This is a genomic window from Lysinibacillus sp. NPDC097279, from assembly GCF_044761745.1.
GTDB lineage: Bacteria > Bacillota > Bacilli > Bacillales_A > Planococcaceae > Lysinibacillus.
In genome coordinates this window covers 57,442-82,160 of the sequence record NZ_JBIWDA010000007.1, presented here as the reverse complement: position 1 = coordinate 82,160, position 24,719 = coordinate 57,442, and the positions used below count along the sequence as shown (strand labels likewise).

The 24,719-nt window shown below is 36.0% G+C and carries 22 protein-coding genes; 5 read left to right on the top strand and 17 right to left on the bottom strand.

From position 1 onward, the window contains the following. Positions 1-163: 163 nt before the first annotated feature. Both ACIQ1H_RS20300 and ACIQ1H_RS20295 read left to right on the top strand, forming a co-directional pair. Positions 164-1,159: a M23 family metallopeptidase gene (locus tag ACIQ1H_RS20300; RefSeq protein WP_402891433.1), complete on the top strand. Its 996-nt coding sequence runs from the start codon at positions 164-166 to the stop codon at positions 1,157-1,159. A gap of 330 nt (positions 1,160-1,489) precedes the next feature. Further along, positions 1,490-3,184, top strand: coding sequence for a methyl-accepting chemotaxis protein (locus ACIQ1H_RS20295; protein WP_402891430.1), 1,695 nt, complete (start codon positions 1,490-1,492; stop codon positions 3,182-3,184). A gap of 39 nt (positions 3,185-3,223) precedes the next feature. Here the strand turns inward: ACIQ1H_RS20295 and ACIQ1H_RS20290 are convergent, their stop codons facing one another. The 3 genes from ACIQ1H_RS20290 to ACIQ1H_RS20280 all read right to left on the bottom strand — a co-directional run bounded on the left by ACIQ1H_RS20290 (position 3,224) and on the right by ACIQ1H_RS20280 (position 4,957). Next, positions 3,224-3,919 carry a hypothetical protein gene (locus ACIQ1H_RS20290; protein ID WP_402891427.1) on the bottom strand — a complete coding sequence of 232 codons (696 nt, stop codon included), beginning with the start codon at positions 3,917-3,919 and terminating at the stop codon, positions 3,224-3,226. Positions 3,920-4,109: 190 nt separating this feature from the next. Beyond that, positions 4,110-4,304 carry a hypothetical protein gene (locus ACIQ1H_RS20285; protein WP_402891424.1) on the bottom strand — a complete coding sequence of 65 codons (195 nt, stop codon included), beginning with the start codon at positions 4,302-4,304 and terminating at the stop codon, positions 4,110-4,112. A gap of 152 nt (positions 4,305-4,456) precedes the next feature. Next, the gene (locus tag ACIQ1H_RS20280; RefSeq protein ID WP_337980376.1) at positions 4,457-4,957 is read right to left on the bottom strand and encodes a YehS family protein; all 501 of its coding nucleotides are present in this window, start codon (positions 4,955-4,957) and stop codon (positions 4,457-4,459) included. Between the two features lie 191 nt (positions 4,958-5,148). On the opposite strand from ACIQ1H_RS20280, the gene ACIQ1H_RS20275 reads away from it, so the two are divergent. After that, entirely contained in the window at positions 5,149-5,349 is a 201-nt protein-coding gene (locus ACIQ1H_RS20275) for an alpha/beta-type small acid-soluble spore protein (protein WP_173479617.1), read from the top strand. Positions 5,350-5,783: 434 nt separating this feature from the next. Here ACIQ1H_RS20275 and ACIQ1H_RS20270 read toward each other — a convergent pair whose 3' ends face one another. From ACIQ1H_RS20270 to ACIQ1H_RS20215, 12 genes are all read right to left on the bottom strand, one after another. Further along, on the bottom strand, positions 5,784-7,025 hold the full coding sequence (locus ACIQ1H_RS20270; RefSeq protein WP_402891420.1) for an MFS transporter: 1,242 nt from the start codon (positions 7,023-7,025) through the stop codon (positions 5,784-5,786). A gap of 62 nt (positions 7,026-7,087) precedes the next feature. After that, positions 7,088-7,909: a nickel import ATP-binding protein NikE gene (gene nikE, locus ACIQ1H_RS20265; RefSeq protein WP_402891418.1), complete on the bottom strand. Its 822-nt coding sequence runs from the start codon at positions 7,907-7,909 to the stop codon at positions 7,088-7,090. A gap of 47 nt (positions 7,910-7,956) precedes the next feature. Then, entirely contained in the window at positions 7,957-8,766 is an 810-nt protein-coding gene (gene nikD / locus ACIQ1H_RS20260) for a nickel import ATP-binding protein NikD (protein ID WP_402891416.1), read from the bottom strand. Between the two features lie 16 nt (positions 8,767-8,782). Next, positions 8,783-9,616 carry a nickel ABC transporter permease subunit NikC gene (nikC, locus tag ACIQ1H_RS20255; protein ID WP_402891413.1) on the bottom strand — a complete coding sequence of 278 codons (834 nt, stop codon included), beginning with the start codon at positions 9,614-9,616 and terminating at the stop codon, positions 8,783-8,785. Further along, entirely contained in the window at positions 9,613-10,557 is a 945-nt protein-coding gene (nikB, locus tag ACIQ1H_RS20250; protein ID WP_173479622.1) for a nickel ABC transporter permease subunit NikB, read from the bottom strand. Before nikB ends, nikC begins: the two co-directional genes overlap by 4 nt. A gap of 17 nt (positions 10,558-10,574) precedes the next feature. After that, positions 10,575-12,206, bottom strand: a complete 1,632-nt coding sequence (gene nikA, locus ACIQ1H_RS20245) for a nickel ABC transporter substrate-binding protein (protein WP_402891409.1) — start codon at positions 12,204-12,206, stop codon at positions 10,575-10,577. Between the two features lie 132 nt (positions 12,207-12,338). Next, positions 12,339-13,292, bottom strand: a complete 954-nt coding sequence (locus tag ACIQ1H_RS20240; protein ID WP_402891406.1) for a tRNA dihydrouridine synthase — start codon at positions 13,290-13,292, stop codon at positions 12,339-12,341. Between the two features lie 401 nt (positions 13,293-13,693). Further along, on the bottom strand, positions 13,694-15,640 hold the full coding sequence (ltaS, locus tag ACIQ1H_RS20235; RefSeq protein ID WP_402891404.1) for a lipoteichoic acid synthase: 1,947 nt from the start codon (positions 15,638-15,640) through the stop codon (positions 13,694-13,696). Between the two features lie 322 nt (positions 15,641-15,962). Further along, entirely contained in the window at positions 15,963-17,144 is a 1,182-nt protein-coding gene (locus ACIQ1H_RS20230; protein WP_402891401.1) for an MFS transporter, read from the bottom strand. Positions 17,145-17,196: 52 nt separating this feature from the next. Next, positions 17,197-18,006 carry a MerR family transcriptional regulator gene (locus ACIQ1H_RS20225; RefSeq protein WP_402891398.1) on the bottom strand — a complete coding sequence of 270 codons (810 nt, stop codon included), beginning with the start codon at positions 18,004-18,006 and terminating at the stop codon, positions 17,197-17,199. 943 nt (positions 18,007-18,949) lie between these two features. Next, positions 18,950-19,732: an SDR family oxidoreductase gene (locus ACIQ1H_RS20220; RefSeq protein WP_402891395.1), complete on the bottom strand. Its 783-nt coding sequence runs from the start codon at positions 19,730-19,732 to the stop codon at positions 18,950-18,952. A gap of 17 nt (positions 19,733-19,749) precedes the next feature. Next, positions 19,750-20,520, bottom strand: a complete 771-nt coding sequence (locus ACIQ1H_RS20215) for an SDR family NAD(P)-dependent oxidoreductase (protein ID WP_402891392.1) — start codon at positions 20,518-20,520, stop codon at positions 19,750-19,752. Between the two features lie 140 nt (positions 20,521-20,660). Here ACIQ1H_RS20215 and ACIQ1H_RS20210 point away from each other — a divergent pair, with 140 nt between their 5' ends. Further along, complete coding sequence (locus ACIQ1H_RS20210; RefSeq protein ID WP_173479629.1) at positions 20,661-21,254, top strand: TetR/AcrR family transcriptional regulator; 594 nt, start codon at positions 20,661-20,663, stop codon at positions 21,252-21,254. A gap of 97 nt (positions 21,255-21,351) precedes the next feature. Here ACIQ1H_RS20210 and ACIQ1H_RS20205 read toward each other — a convergent pair whose 3' ends face one another. Together ACIQ1H_RS20205 and ACIQ1H_RS20200 are read right to left on the bottom strand one after the other, a co-directional pair. Then, a complete protein-coding gene (locus tag ACIQ1H_RS20205) occupies positions 21,352-22,335 on the bottom strand; it encodes a bile acid:sodium symporter family protein (RefSeq protein ID WP_173479630.1) in 984 nt (327 codons plus the stop codon). A gap of 11 nt (positions 22,336-22,346) precedes the next feature. Beyond that, positions 22,347-23,732: an FAD-binding oxidoreductase gene (locus tag ACIQ1H_RS20200; RefSeq protein ID WP_402891388.1), complete on the bottom strand. Its 1,386-nt coding sequence runs from the start codon at positions 23,730-23,732 to the stop codon at positions 22,347-22,349. A 224-nt stretch (positions 23,733-23,956) separates the two neighbouring features. Here ACIQ1H_RS20200 and ACIQ1H_RS20195 point away from each other — a divergent pair, with 224 nt between their 5' ends. Continuing rightward, positions 23,957-24,682 (top strand): FadR/GntR family transcriptional regulator, encoded by a 726-nt coding sequence (locus ACIQ1H_RS20195; RefSeq protein WP_402891385.1) that lies wholly within the window; start codon positions 23,957-23,959, stop codon positions 24,680-24,682. Positions 24,683-24,719: the final 37 nt, after the last annotated feature.

The following is a 24,719-nucleotide window of genomic DNA, read 5'->3' as shown; positions in this document are numbered from 1 at the left end:
TGAAGTTAAAGACATTATGATACCCATTACTTTTTCTTTGATTAAGTTTCTTCTTATTGTTTCTTTTTTTTTCTTGCTACAAAAAAGCCAATTACTGTATTTACAGCGGACTTATGAAATATAAAATTTCGGTTATTCTAATCTGTAGAAAGGAGGTTCAATTTTGAGTCGTCATTTTATTTTCCTTCTGACATGTACGCTAGTGTGGAGTTATTTCTTTCCAACAGTTACTTTGGCAAATGAAGGACCTAGTAATGAAGAAATATTACAACAACGTATGTCTTATTATGTACAATACGATGAATTACTGATTCCATGGCACTTTTTAGCAGCAATCGACCAATATGAGCGCAATCTCCAATCTGTTCGGAAAGACATCCCTAAGCGAGATGGCTACATTGCCATTCAATTTTCTAATGAATATTGGTCAGGCGCATTAAATCCTGTCAAGGAAGATACGATACCCGAAACAATCAGTTACTTCGGTGGGATGGGACTTGATGGCAATAATGATGGAATCGCCAGTCCTAAAGATGATGTAGATGTTATTTACTCCATGGCAAGCTATTTAAGTAAATTTGGTTCTACCGACGAGGACTTCAAATTGGCATTATGGGAATACTACAAAAGCGAAGAAGCGGTTAATCAAATTGTAACAATTTCTACTTTGTATAAACATTTCAAAACAACTGAGCTAGATGCACATACGTTCCCAATTCCAACTCGCTACAATTACAGCTTTAGAGGTACTTGGGGCGATAACAGAGGCTGGGGCGGTAGACGTATCCATGAAGGTACAGATATATTTGCTAGCTATGGTACACCTATACTTTCCACTTCCTATGGTGTAGTCGAAATCAAAGGTTGGAACCAATTTGGCGGATGGCGAATTGGGATTCGTGATAATCATAATTCTTATCATTATTATGCCCATCTTGGCAGCTATAATAAGGACATTAAGGTTGGGGATGTTGTAGAGCCAGGTACAATACTCGGTTATGTCGGTAGCTCTGGCTATGGGAAAGAAGGAACTTCAGGGAAATTCCCACCACATCTTCATTATGGAATATACAAATTTAATGGCCGAACAGAATGGGCATTTGATCCATACCCATCCCTTTTACAATGGGAACGTCAAGCCAAAAAGAATAAGCAATAATGCATTTACAAAGTACAAGTATTAGCATTAGATATTAATACGAAGCAGAAGCAAGCTCCACAAGGGCTTGCTTTTTTTAAAAATTCCCTTATGGACAGCCTACACAGATGTAGGAATTTAATAATTTTACACTTTCTAAAAATGACATTAACATAGGCAAATAGATATACATCTTTAGCAATCTAACAAAAATATAATAATAATGTAAATTAATTATGCCAAAAAACCTTATTTAGTATTTTCAACAAAAAAATTCTACTTTTCTTATGAAATAGTAATAAAATAAAAAGATAGGACTCGTTCTATAGAAAAAGTTAAAGGATGGAAAAAATGAACCCTTTATTTCAGTTTAAATCAATCAAAGCACGCATTTTAAGTAGATTTATCATTTTATTAGTATTATTTGTGTGTTTTACTACTTATACTTATTTTTCGAACACGAACATGGAAAAACAGGCAAAAGTACTTGTGAAGGAAGATTTAGTTGTTTTAGAAGCAAGTAAAAATTTGTCTATGTCTATTAGTGTACGATTATCTGCAGCTTTAAGTTATGTTGTAACAGGCGATGAAAAATACATAGATACTTTTAATAAGTACCGTCAAATTGCTGAGGATAATAACAGTATCGTGGAGCAATATGAAAAAACAGCAGAACGTGAAGAACTAGTAGTGATGGCACGTGAATGGAGCAACCGTGTTAATAGTGAAGTTTTTGAAGTTTATAAAAAGGGCGATAAACAATTAGCATTAGAAAATTTAACAGCTATGAATGAACTTGTAAATGAAGTTCGTGATGGCTATGAAGAAGTGTCTGATAAACGCTATGACTCGATTACGCAAGTCGGCAATGATGTCGTAACAACAAGTTCAAACAATAAATCAATTGGGTCTGTTGTCAGTCTCATTCTAATTATTGCAGGCATTCTTTTAGCAATTTTTACAGCAAGTCGCATTTCTAAACCCGTTAAAATTGTTTCCAATCGTATGAGAGAATTAGCTGATGGAAATTTGCGACATGATAAGTTTTCAGTTACTAATCAAGATGAGATTGGACAATTAATGCTTTCTGCCAATGACTTGAATGATAAATTACAGGAAACGATTGGCTCTATTCATAATGTTTCTGAAACAGTTGCAGCTAGCAGTGAAGAATTAGCGCAATCTGCTAACGAAGTTCAAACAGGTACAGAACAAATTTCATATACTATGCAAGAGCTGGCGACTGGAACAGAAACACAAGCGTCCACAGCAAGTGATTTAGCAGAAACAATGACAACTTTCCAACGCAACATTCATGAAACAACACAAGAAGGAATGGAGTTAAAAGAACATTCTGGGCATGTACATGATTTAACAACGTCAGGTAAAAAATTAATGGTCCAATCAACAAAACAAATGGCGACTATTAATGATATTGTTTTAGATTCTGTGAAAAAAGTTGAAGGCTTAAACGAACAGTCGGCTGAAATTTCAAAGCTTGTTTCAGTCATTGATGAGATTTCAAACCAAACGAATTTGCTTGCTTTAAATGCTGCAATTGAAGCAGCACGTGCAGGAGAGCATGGCAAAGGCTTTGCAGTTGTTGCAGATGAGGTACGTAAGCTTGCTGAACAAGTACAATTCTCTGTTACTGATATTTCTACAATTGTTCATCGTATTCAAAATGAAACAGGAAATGTAACAAGTTCTCTACAATCAGGCTACGAGGAAGTACGAAAAGGTACTGCACAATTAGATCAAACAAATAACACGTTCGATCAAATTTCTCAAGCGGTTGAAGATATGAATGACAATATTAATGTCATTTCCAATAACCTAACAAAAATTTCTCAACACTCCGAAATGATTAATGGCTCTATTGATGAAATGGCTTCTATTTCACAAGAATCTGCAGCAGGCGTAGAGCAAACAACTGCAACTGTCGAAGAAACAGCGGCAACAATGGATGAAATTACAAAGAGTGCTAATCAGCTTGCAGAAATGGCTGAAGAGCTAAATACCCAACTACAAAAATTTACTTTATAACAGGTAAAAAGCTATCCGATTTTTTGCGGATAGCTTTTTTTACTGCCAACGCCGAATGGGCACCCTTTCTAGCTCATAGCGCTTTATAATAATACTGATTTTTTGGAACCATTGTTCACATAACTCCATTGCTTCTTGATACGTATCATCTTCTTTAGATATTGCATCCTCCAATTCCAAAAAAGCATATTCAATAATCGGAGCAGTAATATTATCTACTACCAACTTTATAGCTAATTGTGAAACCTCCTCTATTTCCTCCAATTCATCATCATCCATTTCCTCTTCATCTCCTAAAGAGCGATGGTCTTCCTCTAGTAAAGATTCATTAAATAATCCATTACTTGTTCTCGCAATGATATGACCGTCTTCCATTATGGCTACTTCATAAATTTCATTAAATTGGACTTCCTTCTTTGTCAACTCCGCTTCCCAATCTTCTTTCATCGCCACTAATAATGTTTTTGTATGCTCATTTAGCAATAACGCCTGTAAACCGTTACTGGCGATTGTGCTATGTGTATGGGGGATATTGTTTAACTCTTCTTCACTTGCTCTTTTTAGCTCTGTCATTATTTTATAAGTATGATATTTCCATTTAATATAACGAATTGTCCCGACTGTGACCAAAGCAATGCCAATTAAAAAATAGGTTTTTTTAATGAGCATAGCCTCCATTGCATTTGCTAAAAACAAATAAATTATACCTAACAATAGTAGAAAAACTGTTTTCATTATTATTCCACCTTCAATATGAATAATAGATAGGAAAATACAACTTTATATTAGAAATCTTATTCAGTTATCTCTCTTTTCATTCTTCATTTAAATAGCTGAACAATACAAAAAAGCAGCAACACGTGATAAAACGTGTCGCTGCTCAGCTAGTAATAAACACTTACCCCTAAATGTTTATTAAAGAAAATCATGTAAGTTGTGTTACGAGTAACACAGATGGAATAAAGGATAGAGCAAAAACAAACATATACCATACTGAAGTACGGCGTAATGAAAAACGAACTTTTTTGTGTTCTGCATAAAAAATATCTAACATGATAGCTACTATTAATGGAATACTAATGCAAGAAACAGCAATTAAAATAAGATCAAAAAATATCATAAAAGCACCCCTCTGTTCATGAACATTTCTTTTCCCTTTTGTGACAACTTTGTGTCAACTCAAGTGTACACAATTTCGTCACATATTGCAATGGACAAAAGAAAAAAATGGTACTTTTACAATATATTTTTTATTTATGGAATGTTTGTTTCTTAGTCTCTATATTTATATGTTAATCCCTTTAAAAAATTCCTTACAAATCGATCACCGCATTCTTTGTAGTTACGATGGCTAGGATTTCTTAAAATTGCACCGAGTTCCCCTTTCGATACGGACACGCCACCTTCATATAAAATATCCAGCATATCCTCGGTAGTTAAAGCCATTGCAATTTTTACTTTTTTCATTAGCATATTATTCGGGCTTTCATTTCCTGTCACTGCTGGAGGTCCTTCTGGTTGCCCTTGTTTAGATTGTTGGGCACCACGTTTAAATGTAATTAAACCATTTAGAAATGCCTCTACCATTTTGTTATTACATTTGATGTAATTTTCAGGAATGTCCTCTTCTGCTTCATCTTTAACTTTTATAAGCATGTTTAATATATCTTCTTTTGAAAACTTCATGCCACCTAGCTTAAAAATTTCCACCATATCCGTATTTTTAATATCTAGCGCATATCGTAAACGAATTAAAATATCATTATTCGTCATATCAAAACCTCCTTGATCTTCTAGCTAATCCTTAATTTTAAGAGCCAGGATTTATTATAACAGAGTAAATTGCATTTTTAGCTGCTTTCCTGTTATTCCTAACTATAGTATATAGTTTGCACATTTCCTTCTTTTAAAATGTATGAAAAACATGCTTGCGACCATTCTAATAGCACAAGGAGGTGAGAAAAATGGCTAACAACAATCGAAGTTCAAATAAGCTCCAAGTACCTGGCGTACAAGAAGCTGTCAATCAAATGAAATATGAAATTGCACAAGAATTCGGCGTACAACTTGGGCCAGATGCTTCTTCTCGCGCTAATGGTTCAGTTGGTGGCGAAATCACAAAACGACTAGTAGAAATGGCTGAAAAAAGAGCAAAAGGTTACTAAATTTAAAAAAGTGCCAGTCACTAAAACAATTCTAAATTGTTTTAGTGACTGGCACTTAATTTTATTTTTTACTTTTCTTCGCTCCGTTAATCATAACAATAACGAAAACTAATAAAAGAATAAGTAATGCACCTATAATTACGTATCCGACCATACTAGTTATACCCAAAACGTTGTTGCTCCTTCCCATACGTAAAGTGGAACAAAATTTTTTCGCTATGCATGAAATTGATAAAATTCCACCACTTTAGTTTACCTATTTAAAATACCCTTCTACTTCTATTTCTTCAACTAAACTGCTCTATTACTATAATAAATTTACCGACTACAGCGTTATTTTAATTCACATTAATTTCATTTTTCCCGATAAACGTAAATTATAATCTTTCACTTATACTAAATGGGTATACATTTCCCTTTTGAGGTCTTAGTTCTCAACGCTTTTCTTTAAAGAACAACACGCCAAACAAACCAATAATGGAGAAAATAACTGGCGCAAAAAATCCATAGTAATAGCCATTAGCTAAATTACCTGTAGTAGATTGAAAATAATCCAATAAATATCCGAAAATAATCGGTAGTAAGACAGCACTTAAAAAACCCCCTGTATTCGCAAACCCTGAAACGATACCCGCTTCATTTAATGGGAATGATTGTCGTACAGCCGCAAACGTTAGGGCACTTGCACCGTATCCAAAGCCTATAATAAAAAATAATAGCATGAGCAGAAACAAGGAAGGATACCCTTTGAATAGTAGGAACGAACACCATCCGAGTAAAACGGTAATATGAACGATTATATATGGCTTTTTTATTGTTTCTACCTTACTTGATATCCAACTAGTTAAAGGCGCTCCAATAAGTGCCCCAATAAGACCTACCATAATGAATTGACTTGCATCCGAACGTGTCATGTCATACATATTCGTCCCATATGGTACAGCCCATGAGCTAATAAACCCTACATAGCCACCTACAACACCGAAATGACAAAAAAATAGAGCCCATGCTTGCGGATGTGAAAATATTCTTTTCACTAAAACAAATGGTTTTTCTCGTTGCCCCTCTGCTGTGACAATTACTTGCTCATCCTTAAAAAGTAATTTCGGCTTTTTTACAAGTACAAAATAAAGAATAAAGCCACATATACATAATAATAACCCCGCAGAGAAAAATGCTGCTCTCCAACCAAGTAAATCTATCCATTCGGAGAAAGGAACTGTCGCTAATAAAAAACCAAGGCTCCCTGTCATGCCTGCTATGCCAATTAACCGAACAAATTCCTTTCGATAAAACCATTGAGCTAAAATAAGCACCATATTAACCCATATGGTCGCATCCCCTATTCCCGTAAGTATTCTAGAAAAGAATAAGACAAATTCGTGGGTACCAAAACTATAAATAATTGTGCCGAAACCTGTGAGCGTCGCACCAATAATTAAGAAAAAATTCGGGCCATAACGATCAGCTAAAATTCCCATCGGAATTTGCAAACTCGTATATACAAAAAATTGTATACTCGTTAACAAGCCAATCGTTGATGCTGTGACGTGAAAATCCCGCATTAATTGTTCTGTAATTAATCCAGGAGCCGTTCGCTGACTTGCCATTAACAAATACGTAAACAATACAACAACAAATACAATCCACCTGTATTTGCTATTTTGTTTGTCCATTAAAATCTACTCCTATTGGCTTTTACTAAAATATATGAAAAAGTGCCAGTCACTAAAACAATTTAGAATTGTTTTAGTGACTGGCACCGATATTGTGGATGCTCAGGCAGCATAGAGCCTATCATTTCCTTTACAACAGGGTGATCTGCATTAAAAAATTGTTTTTTTGATGTATATAAATCAACTAATTGTCCTTTTTCTAATACGCCTAATGTATCACTAATTGCACAGGCGGCTTTAATGTCATGTGTAATAAAAAAATAAGATAATCCAAAATCCTTTTTGAGGTCTCTAAGCAACCCTAAAATAAGCGTTTGATTCACCATATCTAGACTACTGACAGATTCGTCCAAAACAATTAGCTTTGGCTTAAGTGAAATGGCCCTTGCTATATTAATGCGTTGCAATTGGCCACCGCTAAATTGATGTGGATATTTTTTTAAATCCTTTTCACTAAGCCCTACCCTTTCCAATAATTCAATAACCAATCGCCTTTGTTCAGCTATTGTCAGCTTTTCATAATTTTCTAGCGGTTCTGCTATAATACGTTCTGCCGTCATTCGAGGGTTAACGGACGAGTAAGAGTCTTGAAAAACAGCTTGTAAATTTCGGCGAATTTTTTGACGAGTATGCTTATCTGCTGTGTAAATATCATACCCTTGAAACAGTACTTGTCCATATTGTGGTCGTTCCAAACCAAGAATCACCTTTCCTAAAGTACTTTTACCAGCACCACTCGTCCCGAGCATGCCTAAGCAAATACCCTCATCAATTGAAAGAGTTATACTAGAAAGTACTTTTTTCGGACGATTGTTCCACTTGAAAAAGGTGCGGAATTCGAATCCATAGCTATGTGACACATCTTTTACTTGTAATAAACTCATGTTTCACCCCTCTTAAATGTCCATCATTATTCATTCAAGAACCAAACTTATTCATCTAAATGAAAAATTGATCGCGCATTTAATAGCCTCTTCGTGTAGTCAGATTGTGGCTTATTAAATAATTGGAACACATCAGCCTGTTCGACTATTTTGCCGTTTTGCATAACTACTACTTCATCGGCCATTTCTGAAATAACACCTAAATCATGAGAAATTAATAAAATCGCTGAGCCATATTCAGAACGAATTTGATCTAAATGATGCAATACCTTCTTCTGATTGTTTACATCAAGAGCAGTTGTTGGTTCATCTGCAATAATAACAGCTGGGTGTAAGCATGCAGCAGTAGCAATCATCACCCTCTGCAGCATACCGCCACTTAATTGAAAAGGATACTGTTTTAAAATATTTACAGGATTAGGTAAGTTCACATGCTGCAAAGCCTCAATAGCAAGCTCTCTAGCTTGTTTTTTACTCCACTGTGTATGAGAGCGTATTGTTTCAATTAGCTGGTGACCGATAGTAAAAACAGGTGTAAAAGCATTCATAGGATTTTGCATAATAAATGCTATATCCTTACCACGTATTTTTCGCATTTCTTTCTCATTTAAGCCATTCAGTTCTCTTCCTTGTAGTGCAACGCTACCAACAATGGTAGTTGTCTTCTTATCCAAAAGCTGAAGAATAGACATACTGGTGATTGTTTTACCGCTTCCACTTTCCCCAACAAGTCCAAGTATTCTCCCGCGATTCAATTCAAAATTTATATCTCGAACGAGGATAGCATCGCCATTTTGGGTTTTAATTTTGACATATAAATTTTTTACATCTAATACCTTCCTTTGTTCAGCTTCCAAACCTTCTCATTCCTTTTTAAAATCTTCGTTTAATACCGTAACGTTCCGCTAAAGCTTCTCCTAATACATTAAAAGTAATTATTACAAGCATAATGCTCAAGCCTGGATACAGCATTAATTCAGGATTTGTCCGAATATATGCTTTGCCCTCATGAATCATCGCTCCCCATTCTGGTATAGGAGGTTGTACCCCAAAGCCTAAAAAGGATAGGGCCGATATGTCGATAATAGCCCAGCCAATTTCTAATGTACCAATTACTACTAGTGGCGGAAAAACATTAGGAATAATATGCTTTTTAATTATTTTGGGTTGCGAGGAGCCACTAATTTTTGCAGCTGCAATAAAGTTCTGCTCCTTCAGACTAAGGACCATCCCTCGGAATATGCGAGCGTAATAAACCCATTGCACAAGCATTAACGCTAAAATAACTTGTGGTAGACCTGGGCCAAATATGCCCACTAAGCCAAGAATAAGAATGAGATTGGGAAATGCCAAAATACCATCACATAATCTCATCAACATATAGTCGATCCATCCGCCCTTATAACCTGAAATGGTTCCTACTATTAGACCAATAACTAATGAAGAAATAAAAATAAGAATAGCAAAGCCCAATGAAATGCGGGCACCATATAATATCCGTGACAAGTTACATCTTCCTAAATGATCTGTTCCTAAAGGAAACTGCCAAGATGGAGATTGTAGCTTAAAAGCTAAATTAACCGCAACAGGATCATTTGGTGCTATCCAAGGAGCTAAGATTGCGATAATAAATAGGATAGCTAACATAATTGAACAAATAGTAATTGCTTTCTGATGTTTCAACAATGTACGTATTCTTATTCTCATTGAAGACGCCCTTCTTTCCTTGAAATACGGGGGTCAATATACATCTGAATAAGGTCTACGATTAAATTGCTAATAATAAATAAACAAGCGGCAATTAACACATAGCACTGAATAATCGGTATATCACGATTTAAGATCGCTTCAATAAAATAGCGACCAAACCCTGGCCAAGAAAAGACCGTTTCAACGATAATTGCTCCAGTTAGAAGTTTCCCAAGATTTATTCCTAATCCAGTAATCATTGGAGAAATCGCAATCCTTAAAACATGCTTTGCCATAATGATTGTTTCTTTTATCCCTCTCGTCCGTGCGAATAGTACATACGGCTCCTGTAAATTTTCTAATACACTTGCACGCAACAGCCTTGTATACATCGCCACTAAAGGGACAGCTAATGTAATGGAGGGCAGAACAAGATGCTGCCATGTCCCAATGCCCTCCACTGGAAATAGATTCAGTTTGACAGAAAAGAAAAAAATCAATATATATCCTAGCCAAAAAGAAGGAATCGATGCTCCCATATACGAGAGTAAGCGACTAATATAATCAATCACGCTGTTCTTCTTTACTCCCGCTAAGAACCCAAGTGGAACACTGCACACCACCGCTATTAATAAACTTCCAAGAGCTAGCTGAATAGTGGCTGGTATTTTAGATGTAACCTCGTCCCAAACAGGCATTTTCGAAACATATGAGTTACCAAAATCAAGCTGAATTATTTTTATAATAGAGTTTATATACTGTTTATAAAATGGTTGATCTAAGCCAAATTCTTGTCTTTTTTGAGCTAATATTTCATCTGTTGGTTGAATATGAGCTGCTGCTAAATACGCCTCAGCAGGATCCACAGGCGAAAGGTGGATCATTCCAGATGTAAGAAGAGTAGCCAAAAGAAAAACTGGAATAATCGACGTAATTCGTTTAAGTATATAAGTACCCATCAAATCCCCCTAGCTCACTATTTAATGCTAATTCCTGTGAATGGGTGCTCGTCTCGATTAGCAGGGAATGTGAAGTCAGAGACGTTCTTTTGATAGATCGCTGTCTGGCTTAAATATGAAATAGGAACAAGAGCCCCTTGATCTTGTAGAGATGATAATATAGATGCGTATAATTGTTGACGCTCTTTTTCATCTGTAGTTTTAGGAACTTCTGTAATTTGTTTAAGCAATTCATCTTTGTTCGGATAAGCAGATATTGCTTCACTAAAGCCAAAGCCTTCTGTTGCGACAATATTAATAAATGTATGCGGATCATGAGGAGCACCATAGTTACTAAAGAAATTAATAGCAAAATTATTATCTTTGAATCTTTGAATTTGTTCTGCCAATTCTAACGGCACAATATTTAATTTCACACCGATGGCAGCCCATTCTGATTGCAGTGTTTCCGCCATTACTTTTTGAATCGTTTCCGCAGAATTGTACATTATTTCCACTTCAAGCTGTTGTCCATCTTTTTCACGGATTGTTTTGCCCTCTGGAAGGATCCAGCCTGCTTCGTCTAATAAAGACTTGGCTTTTTCAACATCATATTGAATCGACTTCACTTCAATGTTGGATGTATACGGAAAATTCGTTGATAAAATACGATCTGCTACTTTTTCTAAACCTGAGGAAATTCCTTCAACCATTAATTCTTTATTAAACCCATAATGTAAAGCCTGGCGAACACGCTCATCAGACAGTTGCTCTACCTTTGTATTCATTACGAGTAATCTCGTTGCAACTGGCTCTGAAATACTAGTGTTATATTTACCAGTCGATTGTAATTGTAAGAAGGAATCTAAACTAATAACCCCTTCACCGAAAATTAAATCTACCTCACCTTTTTCAAAGGCAAGTACCCTTGTTTCTGTATCAGGAATGACTTTCACCATTATTTTCTCCACTTTTGGCTTTTCACCCCAATAATTGTCGTTCCGTTTGTACACTGCATACTCATCAACCTTATGTTCATCCAAAATCCAAGGGCCAGTACCTATTGCTTGCTCAATACCTTTTGAAGTATCGGAATCTTCAGGGAATCCAGCCTCAGCTAAAAAACGAACAGGTCGAACGACGGCTAATTCTTGAATCGTTGGATAATATGGATCGGTTAATGTTATTTGAAACGTATTTTCGTCCTTTACGTCGGTACGCTCTATTTTAGAAAGAAAACCCAACCAACTATGTAATTGGAGATTGTTCATAATCGTATCAAAATTCTTTTTCACAATTTCTGCATTAAAATCTGATCCATCAGAAAACTTTACGTCTTTACGAAGTTGAAATGTATAAACTTTTCCATCTTCAGACACATCCCACGACTCGGCAAGATGCGGTTTTAACTCACCACCGCTTTGATAGATTACTAATGGTTCGTAAACCATCGACTGAGCAAATAATTGTGTTGGATTATAAACATGTGGATTCATTTCACCTACATCTCTTGGCCAAGCCATCGTTAGTATATTTTTTACCTCTTCGCTCTCACCCGTTGCAGGTGTAGTCTCCTCATTAGCTTTTGTACAACCAAACAATACTGTTGACAGCAACAAAATAAACAAAGATGTTAAAAAAACTCCCGATTTATTTATTGCATAAAGCATTAAAATTACCTCCTTATTGATATTGATAATCATTATCAATTATATATTAAAAACTCGATTTTTTTTTGTCAAGAATAAAAAGGTGCCAGTCACTCAAACAATTCAAAATTGTTTGAGTGACTGGCACACTTTTTATTCAAATGTATCAAGCAATGCGCGTACTTCATCTGTTGTCTTTGTATTCATCAATTGATTTCTTAATTCGCCCGCTCCGCGGAATCCTTTAACATAGATTTTGAAGAAGCGATGTAGTGCTGTAACTGAACGTGGTAGCTCCTCCGAATATTTGTCTTGAAGATCAAGCTGTAATCTTAAAAGATCTAAATATTCCTTACTACTATGTTCTTTCGGCTCTTTTTCAAAAGCAAACGGATTTTTAAAAATACCTCGACCAATCATAACCCCATCAACACCATATTGTTCAACAAGCTTTATGCCCGTTTCACGGTCAGGAATGTCCCCATTGATTGTTAGAAGTGTATTAGGTGCAATATCATCACGCAATTTCTTTATTTCTGGAATTAGCTCCCAGTGAGCGTCTACTTGGCTCATTTCTTTTCTCGTACGAAGATGGATAGAAAGATTGGCGATATCTTGCTTTAAAATATGTGTGAGCCATTCTTTCCACTCATCTACTTCAGTGAAACCTAATCTTGTTTTTACACTTACAGGCAGGCCGCCCGCTTTAGCTGCTTCGATTAGCTCCGCAGCAACGTCTGGGCGTAAAATTAGACCACTACCCTTTCCTCTCGTTGCCACATTCGGTACAGGACAGCCCATGTTAATGTCTACGCCTTTGAAGCCTAGCTCTGCCATTCCAATACTCATTTGACGGAAATATTCAGGATTGTCTCCCCATATATGTGCAACCATTGGCTGTTCATCTTCAGTGAAAAGTAGACGACCTCGCACACTTTTCTGACCCTCAGGGTGGCAATAGCTATCCGAGTTAGTAAACTCTGTGAAAAATACATCTGGTCTACCTGCTTTACTTACTACATGACGAAACACGACATCTGTCACATCTTCCATTGGTGCAAGTACAAAAAATGGTCGCGGTAAATCCCGCCAAAAATTATCTGTCATATCCTTCAAATCCTCTCATAATGGGAGACACTATTCTATTCTGCTCCCTATAATGCTTCTACTTGTTACACAGTTATGCCATGTTTTAAGTTCAAGTAGGTAAGTCATTATTATAGTATAACCTAGCTTTTTTAAATTATCTTCACACAGTTTCTTCTTTAACTAGATTTTCATTTCGTTTTATTTTTAAACTTTATACATAAAAGCAGATGGCCAATTAGACATGCATTTTGCACTTTAAAACCATCTCCTTTTCACGGTGTTGAGAATATTAAAATAGGAATACTGTTGTGTCCATACGTCGTAAAAAGGGCAATTCAAGTCGATGGGAGATATTCTAAAGCAGTCTTATTATAAACGCTTTAATATCTAATACATCTTCTTGAACTGCCCTCTAGTCATTATTTAGATTCTACACTCTCATCTTTGTTGTAGTTAAACTTAGACGGATCTACTGGCGTGAATCCTGTAGGTGTATAAAATCTCAATAAATCTCCATTCACTACTTTATCAGATAAGCCTAATTTAAAGTCTACTTCTTTTTTCATAGCTTTCGCAGACTCTAATTGACTATCATCTAATAGTAAACCTGTTTTGTTATCATAATACTTTTCATTAATTGAATAAATCGAAGGACTTACAAAATCACCATTTCTAAATGGTACAATTTCATTGTGCTCTTCTGATAATAAATCTGAACCAAATTGAACATAGTTTTGCGTATCAATTCCAAGTAAGTGTAATAATGTTGGAAGAAGGTCTGTTTGTCCACCATAAGTATGGTTTGTTTCCCCTTGCATTCCTGGCACATGGATGAATAATGGTACGCGTTGTAAATTAGCACTTTCATATGGTGTAATATCTTTGCCCATAACTTGCTCCATCGCTGCATTATGATTATCTGAAATACCATAATGGTCTCCATAAAGAACAATCATCGAGTTATCATATAAGCCAGATTCTTTTAATTGATTGAACATCTGCTCGATTGCTTCATCTGCATAACGTGCAGTTTGGAAATAATTATCTACACTTGCATCTCCAGTAGTAGCTTTATCGATTGTTACTAAGTCTTGATTCATTTTATATGGATAGTGGTTCCCTACCGTAATTAGCTTTGTATAAAATGGTTGTGGCAATGAACTTAATAGACTTTGAGATTGTTCAAAGAATGGTTTATCTAATAAACCATATTCAGCCATGTTTTCTGAAGAGGCTGTGTCATAATAACTTGCATCATAAAACTTGTCGAAGCCAAATGATTTATAAATGACATTTCGGTTCCAGAAGCTTCCGTTGTTACCGTGGAAGACAGCTGATGTATAACCATAATTTTTTAAAATACTTGGCGCTGCTTGGTACGTATTTTGCGCTTTCGTAATATAAGCAGAGCCTTGTGGTAAACCGAATAAAGAGTTTTCTAACATAAATTCCGCATCAGACGTTTTACCTTGTCCTGTTTGATGGAAGAAATTATCAAAGTACAATGTATTTTGATCTTTTGCTAATGAATTTAAAAATGGTGTAACTTCTTGACCATTTAATTTATAGTCGATTAGGAAGTTTTGGAATGATTCTAAATGTAAATAGATAACGTTCATTCCTTTTGCCGCACCAAAATATTTTGGATTAGGGTTGGCATAGTTAGATTTTGTATAGTTAATTACTTCTGTAATATCACTACTATCTGCCAATGCTCTCTCTGAAGATGCTTTCATCGTTTCTACTGTGTCATAAATAGTGTAGTTATACATTCCTAGATATTTCACAATATAGTTTCTATCAAAACCACGAGATAACAGTTGCGGACGACTAGATTCCGCTAAACCTAAATTTACAACTGATACAACTAACGCAAAAGCAATAATTGCGAATGCTTTTTTGTATTCAACACGAGTTGTTTCTTTTTCTACTTTTCTTGAGAAACGTAGGAATATCATGACCAATACATCGACAAAGAACAAAATATCATAAGGTTTTAATAAAGAAAGAATACTACCACCTAAATCGCCAAAGTTCTGTGTTTGGAAGATTGTCGGTAATGTAATGAAATCACTAAAGAATCTGTAATAGACAACATTTGCATATAAAAGGATAGACATAAGCGTGTAAATTACAACGAGTGAAGTATATTTTTTCTTTCCTTTAAATAAAAATGAGAACCCTAGGAATAGCATTGCTGAACCTAGCGGATTTAATAATAAAAGGAATTGTTGAAGTACTCCTTCTACACCTAAATCAAATTGTGCTGTTTGAGTGATATATGTTTTAATCCATAACATTAAAACAGCTAATATATAAATCCCTAAAAATTTGTTTATAAAGTTTTTACTTACTAGATTTTTCATTTTTGCACCTACCTATTACTTATTTAAAATTAATCTAGATTAGATTATAAGTATAAATTTCGGAAAATTATTACTTCACTATAGCTTTTTTTCGGCGGCTAATGTATAATACTCCCGTTTTCATACTTCTGTCAAGTTGTAGACGATATTGCAAGTGAATAAGTTTCGTCCCTCACTATTACTGGAAATCCTGCCATAAAAACACCCCGCAAACGTTAGTTTTTACTAACATTTACAGGGTAAAATCATCCAACAATATTGATTTTTGTTTAAGTCACTTGCATTGTTTTTGGTGCAAAAGTTATATAAAAGTAGTAAACCATTACATACATTTTCCCATCAACTGTTTTCTACTAGCCGTTCGTTCAAATGCAACTAACATTGACGTCATTAGCAAAGCGAGAACAACCGTACTCGCACTAACAACGCTAAGATTTACTACCGAAGAGCTACTTATTACAAAACCTCCTAATCCCGAACCTAAAGCGAATCCAAATTGAATAAATGATGTATTCACACTTAAAGCAATATCGGGAGATTTAGGTACCAATGTAACTAAATATAGCTGTTGGGCAGGAGAAGTACTCCATGTAGCTATCATCCAAACCATTATTACTGCAATAATTCCCACTAGATTTCCTCCGATTAATGGCAGTAAAAACAACGTAAGTATTTGTATTAGTAGGCCAGTGAAAATTGTAAACTTTGGCCCTTTTTTATCTGCAGCTATCCCACCAATGCTCGAGCCGATAAAGCTACAAATTCCTGCAAGTAATAAAATGCCACTAATTTCTGCAATTGTGAGATTTGCTGATGCTTGTAAAAATGGTGTTAAATAAGTGAATAATGTAGAATAGCCACCGACATAAAATAATGTCACTGCAACGGCGAGCACAATTCTTTTATCTTTTAATAATGATAATTGCATACCAATCGTAACTGGTTCTTGCTCTTTAATAGTAGGAACATTTCTATAAACAACGAATAGTGGAATAATGGTGATTAAACCGATTAATACGAATAATGCTTTCCATCCCATCATCTCACTAAGTAATGTGCCAAGTGGTACACCTAAAACTAAAGAGCTACTTAGACCCATTAAAATAATGCCGATTGCACTTCCTCTTTTTTCATTGTCAACAAGGCGAGTAGCGACAGCCATTGCCACAACAGTAGCAACTCCACCACTTAATCCTTGCAAAATTCTTGTTATAAGAATCATTTCAAAAGAATGACTAAAGAACGTGATAAAATTACTTAAAATAAAAATGCTAAGCATTAATAATAATATGCTTTTACGGTCCACATTAATGGTGAGGGCAATAATAATAGGTGCACCAATAGCCGCTGAAAGTGCAAATGACGTGACCAATAATCCAGCTACTGATGTAGTTATACTTAAGTCAGATGCTACCATTTGAATAATACCTGTAATAATATATTCTATCGTCCCTATTAAAAAGACTGCTAAGGCAAGCAAATAGATGACTGTTTTATTTTTCAATGCAACATTTCTCCTTTATACAACAAATAGTTTTTTGCTGTAAAACATTCATTTAAAGTTCAATCGGGATTTGAATTTCGATTAATCTATCCTCTTGATTTTCAGACAATGGAAAATAAATTTCTCTCCCTGGTTGATCTGCCTTTACTCGATAGCCATTTTCTTCTATCCATGTCGCTAAATCAACACAAGCCGTTTGTGCAAAAGTTGATTTGGAATGGAATAATAGCGTTGCCATCATCGTCTCCGCTGGTAAAGAACGTATATATAACTCCTTCGGTATAGATGCCATTTGACCTTTGACAGAATACCCTACTTCGAAATCAAAATCTTTTTCTGTTGATTCCTTCCATAATACAGTTTGTGGTTCAGCTATGCATTCTCGATTACATTTTTCTAACAAATGATTGAGTGTCTGAAAAAGTAAGGGAATTTCCTCGACAGATCCGCAAGAATGGAAAGCAATGAGTCTTTCACTTTCAACCGCTTTGATAATAACCTCCTGCTCCCTTTCAGCACTTCCTTCTCGTCCAATTAATTGCATACGTTCTTTAATACGGTTTAATTTTGCTTGTTCTTTTTCCACCAACTGTAGAATTTCACTTTCTTTTAGCTTAAACATTCCCTGAATTTGTTCTAAAGAAATTTCCTCATGAAGAAGCTGAGCTATTTGCTTTAGGGTAAAACCTAATTCTTTGTATAAAAAGATTCGATTTACTTCAAGAAGTTGCTCTGCAGCATAATATCGATACCCTGTATCTTGATCCGTTTTTTGTGGCTTTAACAGTTGAATTTGGTCGTAATATCTTAAGGTCTTTACGGGAACTTTACTTAGCATAGAAAACTCACCTATTTTAAACATCCTTCATCCTCCATTTTTGTTATTTGACCAAAGTATAAACCCTTTAGTAAGGGGGAAAGTCAAATGGTTATTTGAAAAAATTTTGAATAACTATTTATAAATGACAATACTACATAACGAAATTGCCGTGTACATGAAAAAAAAGAAAGGTGAAATTGAACATAGTCAATTTCACCTCAGCTTGTCGACAAAAGTGATTAAGAATAGAAATCATTTTTATTGTAAAAAGTGGGGTCTTACTTTCATCTTGCCAGACTCTTCGCGCATTCCCTCTCTATGGCTGTTTGCCATAATGATAGTAGGCTGCTAACAATACTTATAAAGTTGATTGGAGCGGTGGACGGGCGACTCCTGCTCAGAACACACAGTACACACAGTACGTAAGACGTGGGCATTCCTCGCGCCAGCGACGGTTGCAGCTTACCTTGTGCCCGCGGAAAGTGTTAGCGGAAAGTGTCAGGCACTCATACAATTTTTAGTTGATTGGAGCGGAGGGCGGGCGACTCCTGCGGGAACAGCACAGTACGTAAGACGCAACAGACCACGCGTTAGCGAGGATTGCGGCTTACGTTGTGCCCGCGGAAAGCGACCGCCCGTAGCGGAAATCAACGGTAGTAGACCTCTAAATTTAATTGATGATTAAAGCAAACGACTAGCAGATATAATCTTAAGGGCAATAATTGTACTGTATTTTAACTTTTTCCTTTGAGAGAGCGTGGTGACACCAGTTGATTGGAGAGGAGGGCGGGCGACTCCCGCGGAAAGCGACCGCCCGTAGCGGAAATCAACGGCAGTAGTCATCCCCTATATTAGTTTCAAATAAAAAAAGACTATAGACAAATTCGAAAAACTTCGAGTTTGTCTACAGTCTAAGGTGAAATTGAACATAGTCAATTTCACCTTTCTTGCTATTGGAGAATGCTATCGTAGCTCGCCAACATAATTAGTATTTATAAGATTGTCCACCATCGATTGGCACTACAACACCATTAATGAAGTTTGCTTGGTTTGACAGGAGGTAGGCAACTAAGTAGCCAACTTCTTCTGGTTTACCGAAGCGGCGCATTGGGTTTGGTTTGACGAATTCTTTCCCTACCTCTTCCCAATTATCTCCACCAATTTGACGTAAAGAGCCCTCAACCATTGGTGTCATTATAGCACCTGGTGCGATTGCTTTAATTGAAACACCAAATTGTCCATATTCGATTGCCGAGTTACGTGTTAATCCGACAACACCATGTTTAGACGCTGCGTAGCCTGATTGATTTCCAACACCGCGAATACCGCCCACAGATGCTGTATTGACAATTGACCCTGATCCTTGTTCTTTCATTACTTTTAAAACGTATTTCATGCCGTAGAAAACACCATTTAAGTTAATTGACACAACTTTTTGGAACTCATCAATCCCAAAGTCTTCTGTTAAATTTTGTTTTCCTTCGATACCTGCATTGTTAAAGAAACCGTCAATTTTGCCGAACTTCTCGACAGTCGCATCTACAAAATCTTTGACAGCATTTTCATCTGCTACGTTTGCCGCAATTAATAACAGCTCTGCCTGTGGTGAGATAGCTAACACTTTTCCTTCTGTTTCTTTTAAACCTGCTTCATTCAAGTCAACTAATACTAGTTTAGCTCCCTCTTCTGCTAATTGAAGTGTTGCTGCTTGGCCAAGACCAGATCCTGCACCTGTTACGATGACTACTTTCTCTTCAAAACGTTTCATATTATTTTCCTCCATTATTAAATATTATATAGTGACCCATCTACTGTGTAAGATGAAGAACTTACATAAGAAGCTTCATCTGATAATAAAAATGCAATGACATTTGCTACTTCATTTGGTTCACCATAGCGCTTCATTGGCACTGCCTCTTGATATGCGGATTGTGCTGCTTCTGCTGCACCTGGTGCAACTTTTGCTTCAATCTGGCGCATCATTTGTGTATTAATAACACCAGGGTTTACTGTATTTACGCGTACATTATATGGAGCAGCTTCTAATGCAGCTACTTTATTAATGCCCATTAGGGCATGCTTCGACGAATTATATAACATCATATTTGGCGAACCGATTAATCCAGCGACAGAGGCTGTATTTACAATTGAACCTGCTTTTTGCTGTTTCATAATTGGCAGTACATATTTTAATCCGTAGAAAGCACCTTTTACGTTAATGCTATATACGAAATCGAAATCTTGTTCAGTTATTTCTTCTAAAATTTTTGCTGGCCCTTCAACACCTGCATTATTTGCAAAGCCATCAATGCGACCAAATTTTAATACCGTTTGGTCTACATAATTTTTTACTTCTGCTTCTTTTGAAACATCTGCCTTTAAAGTCAGTACACGATCCTCACCTAAGTTAAGTTCCTCTGCAACCGCTTTCACAGCAGCTTCATTTAAATCCACTAATGTTAGCTTAGCCCCTTCGCTTGCAAGTTTGCGAGCAATCTCTTTACCGATACCTCCTGCAGCACCTGTAATAATGACAACTTTATTTTCAAATCTCATCTTTTGTACCTCCCCTAAACATTGTTGTTACATATATAGTTTAATCGGTTTGACTTTCTGTAAGCCATCCTTAATATTTGCTATAATGTCGAAGAAACCAACACTTTTTATCAATCTGTCTAATGTAGGAGATAAATTTGATGAAATCTAATTCCAATCAAGCTTTACGTACAAAACATTTTTTGAAAAAGGCATTTATTGATTTGGTACATAAAAAGGGATTTAGTGCTGTTACTGTGAAAGACATTGTTGAGTATGCTCAATATAATCGAACTACCTTTTACGTGTACTATCAAAATATAGATGATCTTGTTGAAGAGTTAATGGAAGAAATGTTTGAAGCTATTCAATATAACAGTATGTCTAAGTATGAAAGTAATAGTCGTGTGAAAGTACAGGAGTTGACGACGAACTCCTTTGAATTGTTATATTACATTTACGATCACCGTGATTACTTCACATTACTACTGTTAGAAGATACATTGCCTCGCATACACCAGCAACTACCTGAAGCGATTTTTAATTTACTCAAGGAAAAATTTGATATTCATTACGGCGTATCTGTTGTTGATGATTATTCCCAAAAGCGCTATATGGCTTACGGGACAGCTGGCTTGATTTTGGACTGGATTGCCCAAGATTTTGATGCGACACCTGGTGAAATGACAGAGCGTCTCAATCGAATTTTTAACACCTTTGCAAGAGGATTTGTCATAAAAGAAATCGACACTTAACAAACAAAAAAGAACGAATTCCTTCATCGGAAATTCGTTCTTTTATTTATGCAGCTTGCTTTTTTCGCCGTTATTATTATTTGTAAGCAATCACACGTTAAATATGTGTTCCGACGTTACTTTCTTGTATGTTTTTACTAAGCTGATTCTCTACGTTTTCCGATTTTTTCGACCAATAAGTGGCTAAAATCGGACCAGAAATATTATGCCATACAGCACCAAGGACGCTAGGCAAGGCAGCTAATGGACCAAAATGGGCAGTCGCTAACGCCACCCCTAGACCTGAGTTTTGCATACCTACTTCTATAGAAATAGCTCGACGATTACTTTCATTCAGTCCTAACATAAGTGCTGTTAAATAGCCCAACAGCAATCCGAATGCATTATGGAGCATTACTGCCGTAAAAATAATGAATCCAGCCGAAGCAATGCTCTCAACATTGCCAGCAACAACTGCAGAAACAATAATGATAATAGCAACTACTGAAATAAGAGGAATGACGTTGATGCTTTTTTCTACAGCTTGTGGAGCAACTCTTCTTATCACAATACCTAAAATAATAGGCAAAATAATTACTTGAATAATTGATGTAAACATTGCCATTGGATCTACAGGCATCCATTTACCTGCGAGTAATAGTAATATTAATGGTGTTGCAATTGGGGCTAATAACGTTGAAAAAGATGTCATTGTAATTGATAGCGGTACATTGCCTTTCGCTAAATACACCATAACGTTAGAAGCAGTGCCTCCTGGGACAGAACCGAGAAGGACTAGCCCCGCAGCTAATTCCGCAGGTAAGTTCATAATATAAGCTATTAAAAAGGCTGTCAGTGGCATAATTATATATTGTGCACATACACCAATGATAACTGGTACAGGATTCGTTAAAATCAGTTTGAAATCAACCGCCTTTAACGTCAGCCCCATACCAAACATAACGATGCCGAGCAAAATCGTAATATATCCTCCAAATATTAAAAATGGATCAGGAATTATAAAGGCAATAACAGCTATACAAATGACCCATACAGCAAAGTATTTTCCCGCTATTGTACTAATGGCTTCTAAAATTTTCATATTTCCACTCCCTATTTCTTTATTTTTAATATTTTATTTGGATTGAAAAGTCCATCAGGATCGAGCGCTAGCTTAATCTTTTCCATCACAAGCAATGCTTTGCCATGTTCTTTCTCTTGGTATTTTTGTTTACCAATACCGACACCATGCTCTCCCGTGCATGTTCCTCCACGTTCAAGCGCATACATTACAATCAATTCATTGAAATCATCAGCTTTTTTTATTTCATCTAAATCATTCATATCAATCATTAAAAGAACATGGAAATTGCCATCACCAACATGGCCCACAATTCCACCTGTAAGGGCTAACAAATTCAGTGCATTTCTTGCATGTTTAATAGCCCCTGCTAACTCTGAAATCGGTAAACAAACATCCGTCACCATAAGTTTTTTTCCTGGGTGTCCATGAACATAGGCGTAGGCTAAATTATGACGCGCTTCCCACAACTGATTGCGCGCTGCATTATCGGACTCGAATTCAATATTTTCACAATTGTGCTCTGCTACAATTTCTTTCATAAATTCAACGTCTTGCTTTAATCCAGCTTCATTTCCATGGAACTCTAAAAATAGTGTTGGTTGCTCCTCATAAGCTGTATGACTATGCAAGTTCACTTGTTTTATCGAATGCTCATCTACTAGCTCCACTCGTGCAATTGGAATTCCCGCTTGCAAAATACTTACGACTGCTTCGACAGCATCATTGACAGTTTTGAAGGAAGCTCGTGCGGCCATTTCATATTCAGGCAGCCCATAGACTTTTAGCGTCAATTCAGTGAAGCATCCAAGCGTTCCCTCTGACCCGACAAATAGACCGTTTAAATGATAGCCAGAAGATGATTTTTCTGCTAAATTCCCAGTATGAATGACCTCACCGTCTGATAGAACGACCTCTAAATCTCGAACTTGATCGCGCATCACTCCATATTTAACTGATGTTGTTCCACTGGCATTTGTTGCTGCCATTCCTCCGAGAGTAGCATCAGCTCCAGGATCGACAGAGAAAAACAAACCGTATTTTTTTAACTCTTTATTTAACTGAGAACGCGTTACCCCTGGTTGAACTTTTACGAGAAAATCCTTCTCCCTCACTTCTAATATTTTGTTCATATTAGAAAAATCAATCGTTATCCCGTGATCATAAGGGATTACATGCCCTTCTAAGCTTGTTCCCCTCCCGAATGGTACTATCGGTACTTTGTATTGGTTTGCTATGTTTATTGTTTTGCTCACTTCATCCGTCGTTGTTGGAAACACAACTATATCTGGAAGACTGACACTATGATAAGATTCATCACTACTATGTTGTTCTAAAATTGTTTGATTGATTGTTACTTGGCTTTCTGAAAGAGCACATCGTAGAGCATTTACTAATTCTTCATTTGTTGCAATCATTTATTTCTCCCCTTTTTACTCTCATTCCTTCATGTTTTTCGTTGTTTAAAACAAACATGTCATACCAATTTATTAAACTATTATATTGGTCCAACCATTATTATTATACTTAATATTCTGAAAATATCAATTATTATTAATTTTCATTAATTGATAACAATGAAGTATTTCTGTATGATTAAAGCGTTTATAATACTAGGTAATTGAGGGGAAGGACATAGATAATGCTGCAACCAAAGAAAAAAGCCTATCAAGTAATTGTTGATCAAATAAATGAATATTTTTTAAATGGAGATTTACAGCCTGGAGAAAAACTGCCGACAGAAAGAGAATTAGCAAGTCGTTTTAATGTCAGTCGAACCTCGGTAAGGGAGGCACTTCGCAAGCTTGAAATCAAAGGAATTATTGAAATTAAACAAGGTAGTGGCAGCTTTATTAAAACAAAGGAAGTCCGTTCAATAGGCAAAGAGCTTTCATCTACCATTTTAAAAACTGAAAAAAAATTAGTATATGAAATGTTAGAGCTCCGCCAAACACTTGAAGTCGAATGTGCCTTTTTAGCTTCACAACGTGCCACTTCCGAAGATTTAGAACGAATTGGACAGGCATTGGAAATGATGAATCAAGTAAAAAATGATGTGGAATTAGGCATTCAAGCGGATCTAAGTTTCCATATAAATATTGTACTCGCCTCACATAACTCGATATTCTCGCAATTATTCCAAACCCTTAGCGAACATATGCAAGATACCATCAGAGTTACCCGAACACAACGATTGAAAGATCAGGAACGTACACAAGAAACGATTGATGAACATAAAGAAATATACTTAGCAATCGCAGCGGGCGATGCTAATCAAGCGAAACAACTTATGGAAAAGCATATTAAGCAAATAAGAAGAGAATTGACAGAGTCACTTTTTAATCATATTGGCGAACATCACAATTAAATTGCACTTATTCTTAATCAAACTACTTATAAAAAAA

What these genes read in the sequence shown, in the direction of transcription:
- ACIQ1H_RS20270 (WP_402891420.1), bottom strand. Translation starts at nt 7,025, where the DNA reads ATGGACAAACAAAATAGCAAATACAGGTGGATTGTATTTGTTGTTGTA.
- ACIQ1H_RS20280 (WP_337980376.1), bottom strand. Translation starts at nt 4,957, where the DNA reads ATGACGAATAATGATATTTTAATTCGTTTACGATATGCGCTAGATATT.
- ACIQ1H_RS20275 (WP_173479617.1), top strand. Translation starts at nt 5,149, where the DNA reads ATGGCTAACAACAATCGAAGTTCAAATAAGCTCCAAGTACCTGGCGTA.
- ACIQ1H_RS20215 (WP_402891392.1), bottom strand. Translation starts at nt 20,520, where the DNA reads ATGAGATTTGAAAATAAAGTTGTCATTATTACAGGTGCTGCAGGAGGT.
- ACIQ1H_RS20195 (WP_402891385.1), top strand. Translation starts at nt 23,957, where the DNA reads ATGCTGCAACCAAAGAAAAAAGCCTATCAAGTAATTGTTGATCAAATA.
- ACIQ1H_RS20285 (WP_402891424.1), bottom strand. Translation starts at nt 4,304, where the DNA reads ATGATATTTTTTGATCTTATTTTAATTGCTGTTTCTTGCATTAGTATT.
- ACIQ1H_RS20220 (WP_402891395.1), bottom strand. Translation starts at nt 19,732, where the DNA reads ATGAAACGTTTTGAAGAGAAAGTAGTCATCGTAACAGGTGCAGGATCT.
- nikE (WP_402891418.1), bottom strand. Translation starts at nt 7,909, where the DNA reads ATGAGTTTATTACAAGTAAAAGATGTGTCACATAGCTATGGATTCGAA.
- ACIQ1H_RS20240 (WP_402891406.1), bottom strand. Translation starts at nt 13,292, where the DNA reads ATGACAGATAATTTTTGGCGGGATTTACCGCGACCATTTTTTGTACTT.
- ACIQ1H_RS20200 (WP_402891388.1), bottom strand. Translation starts at nt 23,732, where the DNA reads ATGATTGCAACAAATGAAGAATTAGTAAATGCTCTACGATGTGCTCTT.
- ACIQ1H_RS20205 (WP_173479630.1), bottom strand. Translation starts at nt 22,335, where the DNA reads ATGAAAATTTTAGAAGCCATTAGTACAATAGCGGGAAAATACTTTGCT.
- ACIQ1H_RS20210 (WP_173479629.1), top strand. Translation starts at nt 20,661, where the DNA reads ATGAAATCTAATTCCAATCAAGCTTTACGTACAAAACATTTTTTGAAA.
- ACIQ1H_RS20225 (WP_402891398.1), bottom strand. Translation starts at nt 18,006, where the DNA reads ATGTTTAAAATAGGTGAGTTTTCTATGCTAAGTAAAGTTCCCGTAAAG.
- nikB (WP_173479622.1), bottom strand. Translation starts at nt 10,557, where the DNA reads ATGGGTACTTATATACTTAAACGAATTACGTCGATTATTCCAGTTTTT.
- ACIQ1H_RS20295 (WP_402891430.1), top strand. Translation starts at nt 1,490, where the DNA reads ATGAACCCTTTATTTCAGTTTAAATCAATCAAAGCACGCATTTTAAGT.
- nikA (WP_402891409.1), bottom strand. Translation starts at nt 12,206, where the DNA reads ATGCTTTATGCAATAAATAAATCGGGAGTTTTTTTAACATCTTTGTTT.
- ACIQ1H_RS20290 (WP_402891427.1), bottom strand. Translation starts at nt 3,919, where the DNA reads ATGAAAACAGTTTTTCTACTATTGTTAGGTATAATTTATTTGTTTTTA.
- ltaS (WP_402891404.1), bottom strand. Translation starts at nt 15,640, where the DNA reads ATGAAAAATCTAGTAAGTAAAAACTTTATAAACAAATTTTTAGGGATT.
- nikC (WP_402891413.1), bottom strand. Translation starts at nt 9,616, where the DNA reads ATGAGAATAAGAATACGTACATTGTTGAAACATCAGAAAGCAATTACT.